The sequence below is a fragment of the Roseomonas gilardii subsp. gilardii genome (assembly GCF_023078375.1).
Taxonomy (GTDB): Bacteria; Pseudomonadota; Alphaproteobacteria; order Acetobacterales; family Acetobacteraceae; genus Roseomonas; species Roseomonas gilardii.
The window spans coordinates 2,081,919-2,096,729 of sequence record NZ_CP095554.1 but is presented as its reverse complement, the minus strand read 5'-3'; the positions used below and the strand labels follow the sequence as shown (position 1 = coordinate 2,096,729).

The window sequence follows — 14,811 nt, the reverse complement described above, 5'->3', positions numbered from 1 at the left end:
GACAAGGCTCCGCCTTTCCCCCCGGCGGCTGGACGACAGGAGCGGCGGCCTGCCGCCCCCTATTCCGCCGCCTGCCGCGCCGCTGCCTGTGGGGCAGCACCGGGGGCCGGTCCTTCATGCGCCTTGCGCAGCGCCAGGGCCGGCAGGGTCAGCACGAGAAGGAAGGCACAGCTCATCACCACGCCGCTCATGGTGAAGCTCATGGCGATGGCGCCGCGATAGGCGGAGGCGACGAGGCTCTGTTCCTCCCCGCTCAGCCCTTCCAGGGCGCGCACACCGTGTTCGAGCAGCACCTGCACGTCGAGGCCCCGGACGGTGTCGGCCAGGATGCTGTTCAGCCAGGCCATCATCAGCGCCCCGGACAGCGCCACGCCCAGCGCCCCGCCGAGGGAGCGCAGGAAGGACATGGAGGAGGTGGCGACGCCCAGCTCGCGCGGGTTCACCGCATTCTGCACCGAGGTGGTGATGTTCGGCATGGCCACGCCCATGCCCAGGCCGAGGATCAGCATGCAGAACTCGAAGGCCCAGAAGGGCGCGGCGAGGCGCGCCAGGATGGCGAGGCCGCACAGCGCGGTGGCCTCGGCACCGACACCCGCGATGAGGAAGGGCTTGTAGCGCCCGGTGGCGGAAACCAGCCGGCCGCCGATGATGGAGGAGAAGATCATGCCCACCACCTGCGGCAGCATCATCAGCCCCGCCTGGGTCGGCGTCATGCCGAGCACGAGCTGGAAGTAGAGCGGCAGGAAGACGGTTGTGCCCATCATGGCGAAGACCAGCATGGCGGAGGCCACCACGCCGGAGACATAGACACGATCCCGGAACAGGTGCAGCCCGATGATCGGCTCCGGCGCCCGGCGCTCCCACAGGACGAAGGCCACGAAGAAGCCGGCCGCGGCGATGCCCAGCCAGAGGATCGGCATGGACGACCAGGCATAGAGCGTCCCCGCCCAGCTCAGCAGGAGAAGCAGGGCCGTGGTGCCGGCGGCCAGCAGCCCCGCGCCGGGATAGTCGATCCGGCGGTGCTTCAGCTCGGGGGGATGGCGCAGGCCGATCGCGATCATCGCCAGCGCCGCCGCGCCCACCGGCAGGTTGACATAGAAGACCCAGCGCCAGGACAGCGCCTCGGTCAGCACGCCGCCCACCAGCGGCCCGGCCACGGAGCTGACGGCGAAGACGCCGGTGAAGAGCCCCTGGTAGCGGCCACGGTCGCGCGGCGCCACGACATCGCCCACCACGGTCTGCGCCAGGGTCATCAACCCGCCCGCCCCGAGCCCCTGCAGGGCGCGGAAGAGGATCAGCTGCAGCATGTCCTGCGCCAGGCCGCAGAGCACCGAGCCGATCAGGAAGACGGTGATGGCGATGTAGAAGAGCCGCTTGCGCCCGTACATGTCGCTGAGCTTGCCGTAGAGCGGCGTGGTGACCGTGGAGGTGAGCAGGAAGGCCGTCACCACCCAGGAGAGGTGGGAGGCGCCGCCGAGATCGGCCACGATGCGCGGCAGGGCGGTGTTCACGATGTTCTGGTCGAGGGCCGCCAGGATCATGGTCAGCATGGCGCCGGCGATGGTCAGGCGCAGATGGCGGTTCGAGGAAACCAGGGGGGCCGCCATCGGCGCTTCCGGCGTGTGATTCGGCGACATGAACGCTTTCCTGCTCCCTTCCCATCCACCCGGCCCGCCACCCTGCCGCGGCCACGAGGACAGGTGCGCGCGCCGGCCGCTTCGTCCAGGCCATTCCTCGCTCGGGAAGCCTCTCGTGAAGCCATGACGGGCGGAAGGGGAATGCCGTCCCCGGACGCCGGGGCGGCGCGCCACCGTTCCCTTCCGGCCCCGCGCCGGTCGGTTTCCTTCTGGGGGCGGTCCCGCGCCAGGGTCAAGGCTCCGCATGCCTGCCGTGCGGCCAGGGCGAGGCCGCCCGCGGCTTCCCCCATTGCCCGCCGGACCTGTTTTCTGGGATCGGAGCCTGCCGCCGCGCGGCAGAACCATTCCCCGGAACGGCCCCATGCCCAACGATACCGCCGAAGATTCCGCATCCGCCGATCCGTCACGCGGCGGGCTGCCGCCCAGGAAAGGGGTCTGCGCCATCACCGGCCGCGTCCTCTCCCGCAAGGATCTGGTGCCGCTGGCCCTGCTCCGCCCCTCCCTGTCGGAACGCTTCATGCAGAAGTATCCGGCGCTGACCGAGGAATCCCTGATCTCGCGCGGCGAGGTGGCCCGGCTGCGCGCCGCCCGTGTCGAGGAGATGCTGGAGCAGGAGCGCGGCGAGCTGGGCGCGCTGGAGCACAAGGTGGCGCAGAGCCTCGCCAATTCCTCCACCCTCGCCGCCAATACCGACGACGACTATGAGGGGCACCGCAGCCTGGGCGAGCGGCTGGCGGACAACATGGCCACCTTCGGCGGCTCCTGGTCCTTCCTGATGAGCTTCGCGGTCGTGCTCCTGGCCTGGATGGCCTATAATCTCTGGCGCGGCGAAGGTTCCTTCGACCCCTATCCCTTCATCCTGCTCAACCTGGTCCTCTCCTGCCTGGCCGCCATCCAGGCGCCGGTCATCATGATGAGCCAGCGCCGGCAGGAGGCGAAGGACCGCGCCCGGGCGCTCAACGACTATGCCGTGAACCTGAAGGTCGAGCTGGAGGTGCGGAACCTGCACGAGAAGCTCGACCATCTCCTGATGCGGCAATGGGAGAGGCTCGCGGAAATCCAGCAGCTCCAGCTGGAGATCATGCAGGAGCGCCGTCCGCGCGGCTGAATCCGCGACACCGCCCGGCTCAGCGGGACACGATCTCGGCCTTCAGGTTCAGGATCCCGGTCAGCAGCTCCAGCCGCCGCTGCACCCCTTCGCCGGCGAAGAGGCCGCTGTGCTCCCGGAGTGTCAGGCGCAGCGTTCCATCCGTCACCGACAGGGATGCGGCGTTCAGCAGCGCCAGCGTCCCGCCGGACAGCGTATAGGCCAGGCGCAGGGCGGCGCCGAGTAGCTCTGCCCGGCGCATCTCGGCCGCCCCCAGCAGCACCCGTGCCGGTGCCAGGGTCGCGGCGGGGGGACTCGCCTCGTAGCGCAGCGCCACGGCCAGGGCGAGGAAGGCCCGGGCGTGATGGTCCAGCCCCACGCCGGGCTGGCGCAGGATGCGGAGGAAGGACTGCTCGGCCCGGTAGTCCGGATGGTCGTGGCTGCCTGTGTCGGACAGCCAGCAGGCCGCCAGCCGCAGGGCGCGGTCATAGGCGGTCTCCTCCGGAAAGAGCGGCGAGGTCCAGTCGAACAGGGCGGGCGGCAGGCTCTCGTCGCGCCCGAACCGGGCCGCCATCTCGTAGCTCGCGGCCAGCAGCGGGTCCTCCGCCCGCACCTCCGGGGCGATGTGGCGGGCATACCAGCCCTCACGCAGCCCGTTGGCGCTGAAGACCACCCGGTCGGCCCCGGTCGCGCGCAGCAGGCGGCGCAGCGCCACGGCGGCGAAGGGAAGGTCCCCAGCGCGCTTGGCCGGAACGCCGGGCACCTTCTCGAGGGCCGATTTCTTGGTGCCGATCAGCATGCCGCAGAGGTTCCGCGCTTCCTCCCGCGTCAGGACATAGTGGTGCACGATGGACAGGGGATAGCTGGCCTGGGCCATGTGCACCTTGGCGATCGCCCGCCAGGCGCCGCCCACGAGGTACAGGTCCCGCCCCTTCCCGTTCGCCAGCCAGGCCACCTTGGCCATCCCGGCCTCGGCGATGCCGCGCGCCTGGGCCAGGTCCCCCCCGGCCCGTTCCGCGAGGCGGATCACCCCGAGCGGCAGGCTGGCGGAATCGCCGACCTGGCCGCGCTTCAGGTCCACCACCTCCAGCGAGCCGCCGCCGATATCGCCCAGGATGCCATCCGCCTCGGGGAAGCCCAGCAGCACGCCCTCGGCGGAAAGGGTCGCCTCGCCCTCGCCGCTCAGGACGGTGATCGGCACGCCCGGCATGCGCTCGCGCAGGGCGGCGGCGAAGGCCGGGCCGTTCTCGGCATCGCGCATCGCCGCGGTGGCCAGGATCTCCAGCGGATCGGCCGCCATGGCCCGGGCCACGGCATGATAGCGCTCCAGCACCGTCAGCGCCTGCTCCACCGCCGCCTCGTTCAGGCGCCGGGTGGTTTCCAGGCCGCGCCCCAGCCCCAACACGGCCTTCTCGTTGAAGATGGGCATCGGGTTGCGGCCCCGCCCTTCGAAGACCACCAGCCGCACGGAGTTCGAGCCCAGGTCCACCACGCCACAGCGGCGCGGATGCGGGACGGTTTCGGCCGGCTGGGCATGAACGGCTGCGTCCATCGGAAAATCTTTCACTTCCTGCCCTGGCGTCATGCCGGGACCGCCCGGCCGCCGCAACCGCCGGTCCCGGCGCAAAGGGGCGGAGCAGGCATCGGCCCTGTCCCGCCGGGATGCTTCCGGGCCGGTCAGCGCCCTGTCAATCCCGGGTCGGCCGATGCCGGGCCTATCAATGCCGCGCCGATCAATCCTGCTCCCATCGATCCTGGCCCCATCGATCCTGGAGCATCAGTCCTGGGCCACGCGATCGGGGCGCCGCCGCGGCGTCGCGGTCCGGACCCGCTTCAGGGCGCTGCCCCGCCCGGACAGGGACGGGTTCGTCATGAACCAGTCGTGGGAGGAGAGCGGCTTGGAACCGGGATCGAGGCGGCGATAGGTCGCATCCGGCCCCAGCGTCCAGGACTGGGCGGTGTCCTTCATGTTCACCACCATGATCTGGTCGAGGATCTGGGCATGCACGGTGGGGTTCTCCACCGGCACCATCGTTTCCACCCGCCAGTCCATGTTCCGTGCCATCCAGTCGGCCGAGGAGATGAAGACCCGCGCCCGGCGGGAGGGCAGCCGGTGCCCGTTGCCGAAGACATAGATGCGAGAATGCTCCAGGAAGCGCCCGACGATGGACTTCACCCGGATGTTGGAGGACAGGCCCGGCACGCCGGGGCGCAGGCAGCAGATGCCGCGCACCACGCAGTCCACCCGTACCCCGGCCTCGCTGGCGCGGTAGAGCGCGTCGATCAGTTGCTCGTCCACCAGGGAGTTCATCTTCAGCCAGATGCCGGCGGGCCGGCCTTCCCGGGCGAAGCCGATTTCCTGCTCGATCAGCCCCATCAGCGTCGGCCGGATGGTGAGCGGCGAGAAGGCGAGCGACTGCATCTTCTCCGGCCGGGCATAGCCGGTGAGGTAGTTGAACAGCCGCGCCGCGTCGCCGGTCAGCCCCGGATCGGCGGTGAAGAAGGAGATGTCCGTGTAGATGCGCGCCGTCACCGGGTGGTAGTTGCCCGTGCCGAAATGGGCATAGGAGCGCAGCGTCCCGCCCTCCCGCCGCACCACGAGGCTGACCTTGGCGTGGATCTTCAGGTCCACGAAGCCATAGACCACCTGCACCCCGGCGGCTTCGAGCTGCCGCGCGATGGCGATGTTGCGCTCCTCGTCGAAGCGCGCCTTCAGCTCCACCATGGCGGTGACGGACTTGCCCGCCTCCGCCGCCTCGATCAGCGCCCGGGCGATCGAGCTGTCGCGTGAGGTGCGGTAGAGCGTCTGCTTGATCGCCACCACATTCGGGTCGCGCGCCGCCTGCCGCACGAACTGCACCACCACGTCGAAGGATTCATAGGGGTGGTGGACCACGATGTCCTTGGAACGGATCGCGGCGAAGCAGTCGCCGCCGAAATCGAGGATGCGTTCCGGGAAGCGCGGCGTATAGGGCGTGAAGAGGAGGTCCGGCCGGTCGTCCACGATGAGCTGGCTGAGGTCGCTGAGCCCCAGCAGCCCCTCCACCGCGAAGACGCCGGTTCGGTCGGCCTCGGTCTCCTCCGCCACCAGGTCCACCATGTCGGAGGGCGTGTCGGTGGTCACGGTGACGCGGATCGCCTGCCCCCGCCTGCGGCGCTTGAGCGCCGTCTCGTAGGAGGAGACGAGGTCCTCCGCCTCCTCCTCGAACTCCACGTCGGTGTCGCGGATCAGCCGGAACAGCCCGCGCTCCGCCGGGATGTAGCCGGGGAAGAGATGCGGCAGGTTCAGCGTGACCAGATCCTCCATGGTCACGAAGCGGATCACCCCGTCGCCCTTGCCCTCCCCGCGCGGCGGCAGGCGCACGAAACGCTCCACCTGGGAGGGCAGCGGCACCAGGGCCCGCATGGTGCCGCCATCCTCCTCCCGGATCAGCTTCAGCACGAGGCAGAGGGCGAGGTTGGCGATGAAGGGGAAGGGATGCGCCGGGTCAACCGCCAGCGGGGTCAGGACCGGAAAGACCCGCTCCATGAACCAGTTCTCCAGCCAGGCGCGCTCGCTCTCCTCCAGCTCCGCCGGCTCCAGCACCGCGACACCGGCCTCGCGCAGCAGGACCCGGACCTCGCGCCAGGCCACGCGCTGGGCCTCGATCAGCGAGCCCGCGCGCTCGTGGATGGCGGCGAGCTGCTGCGGCGTGGTCAGCCCGTCGGGCGAGAGCTTGGTGATCCCCGCCCGCACCTGCCCCACCAGCCCGGCGACGCGCACGGAATAGAACTCGTCCAGGTTGCTGGCCGAGATGGCGATGAAGCGCAGCCGCTCCAGCAGCGGATGATCGGGATGGGAGGCCTGCTCCAGCACCCGCTCGTTGAAGGCCAGCCAGGACAGCTCGCGATTGATGAAGCGCCAGGACAGGGTGCGCAGGTCGCCCGTCGGCATGTCGGGCGGCAGTTCCGCCGGGACAGTCGGCATCTCGCCGGTGAAGATCGCGTCCATCTGGCTGGTTCCCTCTGGGCGCCGTGTTCGGTGAGGCCCGCTTGGTGAGGCTCAGTGCGGGGGCCGTTGCGCCTCAGACTACAGCAGCTTCGGCATGGGGTTCGAGCCGTCCCCCGGCGATGCAACGGAAACGTCATGTTCCTCGCCCGCCGTCTCCTCCCCGCCGAAACCGGGCAGGTCGGCCAGGACATGCCGCGCCAGGGCGCGTGTCACCGCCCCCCCGGTGGCCAGCGCCGCCCGGTCCAGCCGCGCGGCGGCGCGCGAGACGGCCGCGGCCTCCCGCGGCAGGCGCAGCAGCAGCCAGTCCTGCGTCGCGGCATCGACGCGGACCTGGCGCTCGGCGAAGTGATGCGCCAGCAGGGCGCGGAGGAGCTGTTCCGAGGGTTCCTCGATCTCCACCGCATGGGTGGCGCGCAGGCGGGAGGCGAGGTCGGGCAGGCGCACCCGCCAGCGCGCCGGCGGCTCCCGCCCCGCCAGCAGGAGCAGCGCCCCGGTGCTGGCGCAGGCATTGATGAGGTGGAAGAGTGCCTCCTCCTCCGCCGCGCAGTCGGCGTCGTCCACGGCGGAAGGCAGCCCGTCCGGCACGCCGCGCAGCGACGGCCCTTCCAGCACCCGCAGGCCCAGCCGCGCCGCCCCCTGGCGCAGCAGCAGGGACTTGCCCACGCCTTCCGGCCCGAACAGCGCCAGCCGGCCGTTCGGCCAGTCGTCCGGCGCCGCCAGCCAGGTGCGGGCCACGGCGTTGGAACGGTCCGAGATCACCGGCGCGCCGCGCTCAGGCGGCAGGGCGAGGGGCAGCGGAAGCTGGCGGCCGCTCATGCCTCCCTCCCCGGCACCCCGCCCACCGCCGGATGCGGCACCCGGCGCCTCACAGCCCGGTCCGCGGCGGGTCGAGATAGAGCGGGCTGGCGAGGTAGCGGCGCAGCCAGTGCCGCGCGATCACCCCGATGGCCGCCGCCATGGGCACGGCCAGCAGCACGCCCAGGAAGCCGAAGGCCACGCCGCCCGCGAACAGGGCGAAGATGACCCAGACCGCGTGCAGCTCCACCCGGTTGCCCAGCAGGCGCGGGTAGATCACGTAGCCCTCGATCGTCTGCCCGAACACGTAAACGGCCGCCACCAGCAAAACACCTTCCCAGGAACCGAACTGGCCCGCGGCCAGAAGCAGCGATGTGATCAGCCCGGTGAGCGATCCCACATAGGGGATGAAGGACAGCATCCCGGACAGGAGCCCGACCAGGAGGCCCAGTTCGAGTCCTGCCGCCGAGAGCGCCACAGCATAATACACGGCGAGCAGGCCGCAGCAGATGAGCTGGCCGCGCAGCCATGCGGAAAGCACCCTGTCCATGTCCCGCCCCAGGGAACGGGTCGTGCTGGCATAGCGGCGGGGCAGCCAGGATTCGATGCGCAGGATGATCCGCGGCCAGTCCCGCAGCAGGTAGAAGCCCACCACCGGGGTCACCACCGCATAGGTGAAGAGGGCGTAGCCGACGCTGAGCAGCCCGCTGGCGCCGCCGATGAACTGCGCCGCCGTGGTGGCGACATAGCCCAGGATGGCGCCGGTCTGGTTCACCGCCAGGTCCTGCAGCCGGCCGTTGATCGTATCGGGGCCCAGGCGCTCGGCGGCGGCGGCGATCAGGTCCCGCACCCCCGCCCCGATCCGCGCCGCATAGGCGGGCAGCCGGGCCAGCAGCACCCCCACCTGCGAGATCAGCAGCGGGTAGAGCAGCAGCAGGGCCAGCAGCACGAGGGCGCAGAGGCAGGCGATCAGCAGCGCCGAGGCGACGCCGCGCGGCACCCCGATCCGGGCCAGGACGGTGACGGGCGGATCGAGGAAATAGGCGATGCAGCCCGCCAGCACGAAAGGCGTCAGGATCGGCGAGAAAAGCCAGATCGCGCCCAGGAGGACGGCGAGCAGGCCGAGCACCAGCCCGATCCGCTGCGCGCGCGTGGCCGTCTGCGGCCCACGCGGCGGGGGCGGCGTGGGTGGCGGCAGCGGTGCGGCGCGCCTTTCCCCCGGCGGGGCCAGCGGCGGCAGCGTCTTCATGCCCGCCCCTCCCCGCGCGCCGCCGCGGCCACATAGGCCCCGCCGGACAGCAGCGTGCTGGCGGCCACCAGCGGCACCAGGGCTTCCAGCAGCAGCGTGGCCAGGGCGCCCGGCACGGCGCCGGGCCAGCCGCGCAGGAAGAGGGCCACCGCGACCAGCAGGATCTGCAGCGCCGTGTTCGCCTTGGACAGGCGGGAGGGGCTGATCCGGGGCGGCATGCCCATCATGCGCAGCATCACCACGCCCCCCACGATCAGCACGTCACGGAAGACCACGAGGATGGCCAGCCAGTCGGGCAGGACGCCCGTCGCCGCCAGCGCGACATAGCTGCTCGCCAGCAGCGCCTTGTCCGCCATCGGGTCGAGCACCGCGCCCAGGCTCGACCGGGCATCGAGCACCCGGGCCAGCCAGCCGTCCAGGGCGTCGGACAGGCCCGCGCCCAGGAACAGCAGGAAGGCGAGGTCGAGGCGCCCCTGGATGATCAGCCAGACCGTGGCCGGCACGGCGCAGAGCCGCACGAAGGTGATGATGTTGGGCAGCGTGGTCAGCGCCGAGGCAGCCGGGGGCGGTCCGGCGGGCCGGGCCGTTGCCCCCGGGCGGCCTCCCGGCCGGATTCCGCGTCAGGCCCCTCCGGCAAGGCCGATCCGCCAGGTGCCGTCGGGCGCGGGCACGGCCGTCACGCCGGAACGCGCGAGTTCGGGCACCACGAGATTCGCCGGGCCGCGCAGGCCCAGGCGCAGCACGGCGCGGTCCGTCGCGATGGCGCGCAGGTCGAGGCTCGCCACCTGCGGATTGGCCAGGAGGCGGCGGCGCAGGTCGAGATATTGCGCCAGCGAGCCGTAGCCCGCCTGGACATCCACCCAGGCCGAGGCCGGCACGCCCGGCGAGGGCGCGGATGCCGACGGCGAGGCGCCACCGCCCGCTCCGCCCCCCGCGCCACCGCCCTGGGCCGTCGCGGTGCCGCGCCCGCCCAGGGCGGCGACGCGGCCGGGGTTGAAGTTCACCGTCACGCGGCCGGAGAAGCCGGTCAGGGTCGAGCGCTCCTGCTCCACCACCACGGAGGAGACAAGCCGGTCGATCTGGCTGGCGGAAAGGCCGGTCGGCAGGCCCAGCTCGCCGGCCATGCGCTCATAGGCGATGCGCTGGGCGGAGGCGTAGGCCTGCTCCCGCGCCTTGACCGCATTCTCCGCCGTGGCCTCGGCCGGCACGCCGCGCTGGGTATAGCCGCTCGTGGAGGGCGCGGCGGAAGACCCCGTGGCATCGGCGGCGGGGGCGGCGGCCTCGGGCGTGCCCGCAACGGGGGGCACGGGGGGCGGAATCGTGGGGAATCCCTGTGCCGAAGCCGGCCCGGACAGGGCGCAGAGCGCGGGAAGAAGAGCAGCCACGAGGCGCAGGGATGTTGCACCGCCCCGCCAGACGTGGTGTTGCCTTCCGCTCGCGCCCAGGCTCGGCAGTTGGTCCGGCATCGTCCGCCCTTCAAAACCTTCCGAAGCCCTGGGGCATAGCCGATCGGGAGCGACCATGGCCAGCCTGACCTATCGTGACGCCGGGGTGGACATCGAGGCGGGTGACGCGCTGGTGGATGCCATCAAGCCCCTCGCCAAGTCCACGGACCGCAGCGGGACCATGGGAGGACTCGGCGGCTTCGGCGCGCTGTTCGACCTGAAGGCCGCCGGCTTCAAAGATCCGGTACTGGTCTCCTCCACCGACGGCGTGGGCACCAAGCTGCGCCTCGCCATCGATTCGGGCCATCACGGCGGCGTCGGCATCGACCTCGTGGCGATGTGCGTGAACGACCTCGTGGTGCAGGGCGCCGAGCCCCTCTTCTTCCTGGACTACTTCGCCACCGGCAAGCTGGAGGTGGCGCAGGCCAGCGCCGTGGTCGCCGGCATCGCCGAGGGCTGCCGCCAGGCGGGCTGCGCCCTGGTGGGCGGCGAGACCGCCGAGATGCCGGGCATGTACGGCCAGGGCGACTACGACCTCGCCGGTTTCTCGGTCGGCGCGGCGGAACGCACGGACCTGCTGCCGAAGCCGGATGTCGGCGCGGGCGACGTGCTGCTGGGCCTGCTTTCCTCCGGCGTGCATTCCAACGGCTACTCGCTGGTGCGGCGGATCGTGGAAGGCGGCAATGCCGGACTGAAGGACCCCGCCCCCTTCGCCAGCGGCAGGACGCTGGGCGAGGCGCTGCTGGAGCCGACCCGGATCTACGTGAAATCCGTCCTCGCCGTGCACCGCGCCGGGCTGCTGAAGGCGGCGGCGCATATCACCGGCGGCGGACTGCCGGGCAACCTGCCGCGCGTCCTGCCGGCCGGCACGCTGGCGGTGGTCGATGCCGCCGCCTGGACGCCGCCGCCGGTCTTCGCCTGGCTGGCGAAGATGGGCGGCGTGGTGCCGGAGGAGATGCTGCGCGTGTTCAACTGCGGCCTCGGCATGGTGCTGGTGGTGGCCGAGGATTCGGCCGGGGAAGCCACGAGGCTGCTCCAGGAGGCCGGCGAGACGGTGGCGCGGATCGGCCGCATCGAGGCGGCGGCGGAAGGCGGCGAGGCCAGCGTGCGGGTGGACAACCTGCCCGCCCATTGGCCGCAGCCGTGACGGCACCGGCGGGGCGCGGGGGGCGGACCGCCGCCCGCGCGTGGCGGTGCTGATTTCCGGGCGCGGCAGCAACATGGCCGCGCTGCTGGAGGCCGCCGCCGATCCGGCCTATCCGGCGCGGATCGCGCTGGTCCTGTCCAACCGCGCCGATGCCGGTGGGCTGGCGCGGGCGAAGGCCGCTGGTATCCCGGTGGCCGTGGTGGAGAGCCGCGCCCATAAGGGCGACCGCGCCGGCTTCGAGGCGGCGGTGCAGGCGATGCTGGACGAGCACCGCATCGGCCTGATCGCCCTGGCTGGCTTCATGCGGGTGCTGACGGAGGGTTTCGCCGCCCGCTGGGAAGGGCGGATGCTGAACATCCATCCTTCCCTCCTTCCCTCCTTCCCCGGGCTCGACACGCATGCGCGCGCCCTGGCGGCCGGGGTGCGGCTGCATGGCTGCACGGTGCATCTGGTCTCGGCGGGGGTGGATGAGGGACCGATCCTGGCCCAGGCCGCCGTGCCCGTGCTGCCCGGCGACGACGAGGCGGCCCTCGCGGCCCGCGTGCTGGAGCAGGAGCACCGCCTCTACCCGGCCGCCCTGGCCTGGATGGCGCGCTGGCTGGGCCAGCATGGGGACGGGCCGTTCCCCGCCATGGCGCGGATCGCCGCCGAGGCCACGGCCGCGATGGCCCCCGCCACGGGCGCGCTGGCGAATCCCTTGCCCAGCCTCGCCGCCCTGCCTACAGAAAAAGCCTGAATCCTCCGGCACAAGGCGGAGGCGCAAAGCAGGGATCGGGGCGGAGCATGGCCGAGGCACGGCAGCATATCGACATGGTACCGGTGCGGGCAGAGGACATCCTGTCCGAGCGCCAGGCCGGCTGGCAGGCCTTCACCCGGGCCGCTTCCTGGGGAATCGGCGCGATCGTGGTGATCCTGCTGCTGCTCTACCTCTTCCTCGGCTGAGAGGGAGGCCGGGCAGCGGGTGGGCGCGGGGCGGGATGCCGCCCCACGCCCGGGCCGGTTTCAGCCGGTGATCTCGGAGCCGGCGAAGAAGTAGGCGATCTCGATCGCCGCGTTCTCCGGGCTGTCGGAGCCATGCACGCTGTTCGCCTCGATGCTCTCGGCGAAGAGCTTGCGGATGGTGCCTTCGGCGGCATTGGCCGGGTTGGTGGCGCCCATGATCTCGCGGTTCTTGGCCACCGCGTTCTCACCCTCCAGCACCTGCACGACCACCGGGCCGGAGGTCATGAAGGAGACGAGGTCCTTGAAGAAGGGGCGCTCCTTGTGCACGCCGTAGAAGGTCTCGGCCTGCTGCTGCGACATCAGGATGCGCTTCTGCGCGACGATGCGCAGGCCCTTCTCCTCGAACACGGCGTTGATCTTGCCGGTCAGGTTACGCCGGGTGGCGTCGGGCTTGATGATGCTGAAGGTGCGCTCGATGGCCATCGGGCTGGGTTCCCTGCAAAAAGGTAAGGCGCGCGCCCGATAGGCTGCCCGGCGCGCAGGCGCAAGCCTGCCGGCCCCTCCTTGGGGTGGCCGGGGCGGCGAAGAACCCATAAATCGCCTCCGGCGGCGGGCATTATTGCCTTTTGTGCATGATAAATTCACATTGTCTTCTGGTCTGACCACACTATTCTCACGAAAACGTGAGTTTGGTGGTACACTGGTCCGATGCGCAGTCAGCATCTCCTGTTCCCTTCCGCCGAGGATGAACTGCGCAGCGCCCTGTGCTTTCTCGACACCGCCCTGAATTCGTCGCGTCATGCCGCGCGGCGCCATCATGTGGCGAAGGCCATCGAGCGCCTGGCCAGCGCGCACTACCTGCTCGGCCGCATGGAGGCGCAGGACCAGGACACCGCCCCGCCCGGAGCGCCGTGCCAACCCTGTGAGCCTGACCTCCTCTCCAGGACAGAGCCGCGGCGGACAGGAGCCGGTTTCCGCGCATGGGCCGGTTGTGGCAGGCTGTCCCGGCATATCGGGAACAGGCACAAGCGGATGCTGCATGAGACGGTGGCCTCCCCTGAAGAGGCTGTGGACCGCCTGGAAGAAATGTACGAGGCGGCGGTCCTGGCCGAACGCACCGCCCTCGATCGCTTCGTGAGCACGGGCGCCACGCCCGACGCGGTCGAACGCGCCACCTTCTGCTATCCGGTGCTCCACCTGCACTGGGATGCCGAGAACCTGCCGCCGGCCAACCGCCGCGCCTGGGCCAAGCTGCAACTGCCCGGCGACTATGCCACCACGGTGACGCAGCCCGCCGCCTTCCGCGCCTATCTGCTGGAACAGCTCCGCCCGCTGGCCAAGGAGTATGGCGCGCGCATCGCCGTGGGCCGCAGCGCGCAGGAGATCCCCTACCCCTATGTGCTGGAGGGCGGCGACGAGCTCGCCCGCGGCGGGGTCTCGGCGGCCGCGCTGGCGCGGCATTTCCCCGTGCCCATGCTCTCGGCGGTGGGGGACGAGACCGCCGATGCGCTGTGGAAGTACCGGCCGGGTGAGCCGAGGCCGCTGGCGCTGTTCGACGCGGTACGGGTGGACTACTCGCTGCGCCGCCTGATCCACTACACGGGCAGCGACTGGCGCAATGTGCGTCCCTGGATCCTGCTCACCAACTACCAGCGCTATGTGGAACAGTTCACCGGCTGGGCGTTGAAGGAGCTCGCCACGCCCGGCAGCCCCTATACCCGCCTGATCCTGCCTGGCGGCGCCTCCGTGGGGCGGGAGGATTCGCCGGAGGCAGGGGCCGGGCTGGTTGCCGCCGCGCCCTGGCAGCGCTTCCAGATGCCGGCCTATCATCTGCTCCGCGGCGACGGGCGGGATGGCGTGACCATCGTCAACATCGGCGTCGGCCCTTCCAACGCCAAGACGATCACCGACCATCTCGCGGTGCTGCGCCCGCATTGCTGGGTGATGATCGGCCATTGCGGCGGCCTGCGGCAAAGCCAGGAGATCGGCGACTACGTGCTCGCGCACGGCTATCTGCGCCGGGACAAGATCCTGGACGAGCTGCTGCCGCCGGAAATCCCCGTGCCCGCCCTGGCCGAGGTGCAGGTCGCCCTGCAGGAGGCCGCCGTGCAGGTGACGGGCGAGCAGGGCGACGCGCTGAAGCGGCGGCTGCGGACCGGCACCGTCGTCACCTATGACGACCGGAACTGGGAGTTGCGCTGGTCGCAGGAGCGGCTGCGGATCAACCTGTCCCGCGCCATTGCCGTGGACATGGAAAGCGGCACGCTGGCCGCCCAGGGTTACCGGCTGCGGGTGCCCTACGGCACGCTGCTCTGCGTTTCCGACAAGCCGCTGCATGGCGAGATCAAGCTGCCCGGCGCCGCCACCGCCTTCTACCAGCGCGCGGTGAGCGAGCATCTCGCCATCGGCCTCGCCACCTTCGAGATCCTGCGCGGGCAGCTCGGCGCGCTGCATTCGCGCAAGCTGCGCGCCTTCGACGAGCCGCCCTTCCGCTAAGGTGACGCCACCTCGGGTGACC

At 71.3% G+C, this 14,811-nt stretch carries 13 protein-coding genes; 5 read left to right on the top strand and 8 right to left on the bottom strand.

Annotation, left to right across the window (positions count from 1 at the left end; genetic code table 11):
- Positions 1–59 precede the first annotated feature (59 nt).
- Positions 60–1,637 (bottom strand): MDR family MFS transporter, encoded by a 1,578-nt coding sequence (locus tag MVG78_RS09300; protein WP_247560234.1) that lies wholly within the window; start codon positions 1,635–1,637, stop codon positions 60–62.
- Positions 1,638–1,998: 361 nt separating this feature from the next.
- Here MVG78_RS09300 and MVG78_RS09295 point away from each other — a divergent pair, with 361 nt between their 5' ends.
- The gene (locus MVG78_RS09295) at positions 1,999–2,745 is read left to right on the top strand and encodes a DUF1003 domain-containing protein (RefSeq protein WP_247560232.1); all 747 of its coding nucleotides are present in this window, start codon (positions 1,999–2,001) and stop codon (positions 2,743–2,745) included.
- A 19-nt stretch (positions 2,746–2,764) separates the two neighbouring features.
- Here MVG78_RS09295 and MVG78_RS09290 read toward each other — a convergent pair whose 3' ends face one another.
- From MVG78_RS09290 to MVG78_RS09265, 6 genes are all read right to left on the bottom strand, one after another.
- Positions 2,765–4,276, bottom strand: coding sequence for a Ppx/GppA family phosphatase (locus MVG78_RS09290; RefSeq protein WP_247560230.1), 1,512 nt, complete (start codon positions 4,274–4,276; stop codon positions 2,765–2,767).
- 225 nt (positions 4,277–4,501) lie between these two features.
- Positions 4,502–6,715 carry an RNA degradosome polyphosphate kinase gene (locus MVG78_RS09285; protein ID WP_428480787.1) on the bottom strand — a complete coding sequence of 738 codons (2,214 nt, stop codon included), beginning with the start codon at positions 6,713–6,715 and terminating at the stop codon, positions 4,502–4,504.
- Between the two features lie 78 nt (positions 6,716–6,793).
- Positions 6,794–7,531, bottom strand: a complete 738-nt coding sequence (locus MVG78_RS09280) for a P-loop NTPase family protein (protein ID WP_247560228.1) — start codon at positions 7,529–7,531, stop codon at positions 6,794–6,796.
- A gap of 49 nt (positions 7,532–7,580) precedes the next feature.
- Entirely contained in the window at positions 7,581–8,759 is a 1,179-nt protein-coding gene (locus MVG78_RS09275) for an AI-2E family transporter (RefSeq protein ID WP_247560226.1), read from the bottom strand.
- Positions 8,756–9,277, bottom strand: a complete 522-nt coding sequence (locus MVG78_RS09270) for a CDP-alcohol phosphatidyltransferase family protein (RefSeq protein WP_247560224.1) — start codon at positions 9,275–9,277, stop codon at positions 8,756–8,758. Before MVG78_RS09270 ends, MVG78_RS09275 begins: the two co-directional genes overlap by 4 nt.
- Before the next feature lie 102 nt (positions 9,278–9,379).
- The gene (locus tag MVG78_RS09265) at positions 9,380–10,066 is read right to left on the bottom strand and encodes a hypothetical protein (protein ID WP_247560222.1); all 687 of its coding nucleotides are present in this window, start codon (positions 10,064–10,066) and stop codon (positions 9,380–9,382) included.
- A 214-nt stretch (positions 10,067–10,280) separates the two neighbouring features.
- On the opposite strand from MVG78_RS09265, the gene purM reads away from it, so the two are divergent.
- The 3 genes from purM (at position 10,281) to MVG78_RS09250 (ending at position 12,293) form a co-directional block, all read left to right on the top strand.
- A complete protein-coding gene (purM, locus tag MVG78_RS09260; RefSeq protein ID WP_247560220.1) occupies positions 10,281–11,351 on the top strand; it encodes a phosphoribosylformylglycinamidine cyclo-ligase in 1,071 nt (356 codons plus the stop codon).
- A 73-nt stretch (positions 11,352–11,424) separates the two neighbouring features.
- On the top strand, positions 11,425–12,087 hold the full coding sequence (purN, locus tag MVG78_RS09255) for a phosphoribosylglycinamide formyltransferase (RefSeq protein WP_247560366.1): 663 nt from the start codon (positions 11,425–11,427) through the stop codon (positions 12,085–12,087).
- 47 nt (positions 12,088–12,134) lie between these two features.
- Positions 12,135–12,293, top strand: coding sequence for a preprotein translocase subunit SecE (locus MVG78_RS09250; protein WP_247560218.1), 159 nt, complete (start codon positions 12,135–12,137; stop codon positions 12,291–12,293).
- A 60-nt stretch (positions 12,294–12,353) separates the two neighbouring features.
- Here MVG78_RS09250 and ndk read toward each other — a convergent pair whose 3' ends face one another.
- Positions 12,354–12,776 (bottom strand): nucleoside-diphosphate kinase, encoded by a 423-nt coding sequence (gene ndk / locus MVG78_RS09245; protein ID WP_247560216.1) that lies wholly within the window; start codon positions 12,774–12,776, stop codon positions 12,354–12,356.
- Between the two features lie 549 nt (positions 12,777–13,325).
- On the opposite strand from ndk, the gene MVG78_RS09240 reads away from it, so the two are divergent.
- Positions 13,326–14,789, top strand: a complete 1,464-nt coding sequence (locus tag MVG78_RS09240; protein ID WP_247560214.1) for an AMP nucleosidase — start codon at positions 13,326–13,328, stop codon at positions 14,787–14,789.
- Positions 14,790–14,811 lie beyond the last annotated feature (22 nt).

Bases quoted from the DNA above. Each gene is read 5' to 3' on its own strand.
- MVG78_RS09280 (WP_247560228.1), bottom strand. From the start codon at position 7,531: ATGAGCGGCCGCCAGCTTCCGCTGCCCCTCGCCCTGCCGCCTGAGCGC.
- purM (WP_247560220.1), top strand. From the start codon at position 10,281: ATGGCCAGCCTGACCTATCGTGACGCCGGGGTGGACATCGAGGCGGGT.
- MVG78_RS09285 (WP_428480787.1), bottom strand. From the start codon at position 6,715: ATGGACGCGATCTTCACCGGCGAGATGCCGACTGTCCCGGCGGAACTG.
- ndk (WP_247560216.1), bottom strand. From the start codon at position 12,776: ATGGCCATCGAGCGCACCTTCAGCATCATCAAGCCCGACGCCACCCGG.
- MVG78_RS09295 (WP_247560232.1), top strand. From the start codon at position 1,999: ATGCCCAACGATACCGCCGAAGATTCCGCATCCGCCGATCCGTCACGC.
- MVG78_RS09300 (WP_247560234.1), bottom strand. From the start codon at position 1,637: ATGTCGCCGAATCACACGCCGGAAGCGCCGATGGCGGCCCCCCTGGTT.
- MVG78_RS09290 (WP_247560230.1), bottom strand. From the start codon at position 4,276: ATGGACGCAGCCGTTCATGCCCAGCCGGCCGAAACCGTCCCGCATCCG.
- MVG78_RS09275 (WP_247560226.1), bottom strand. From the start codon at position 8,759: ATGAAGACGCTGCCGCCGCTGGCCCCGCCGGGGGAAAGGCGCGCCGCA.
- MVG78_RS09240 (WP_247560214.1), top strand. From the start codon at position 13,326: ATGCTGCATGAGACGGTGGCCTCCCCTGAAGAGGCTGTGGACCGCCTG.
- purN (WP_247560366.1), top strand. From the start codon at position 11,425: ATGGCCGCGCTGCTGGAGGCCGCCGCCGATCCGGCCTATCCGGCGCGG.
- MVG78_RS09250 (WP_247560218.1), top strand. From the start codon at position 12,135: ATGGCCGAGGCACGGCAGCATATCGACATGGTACCGGTGCGGGCAGAG.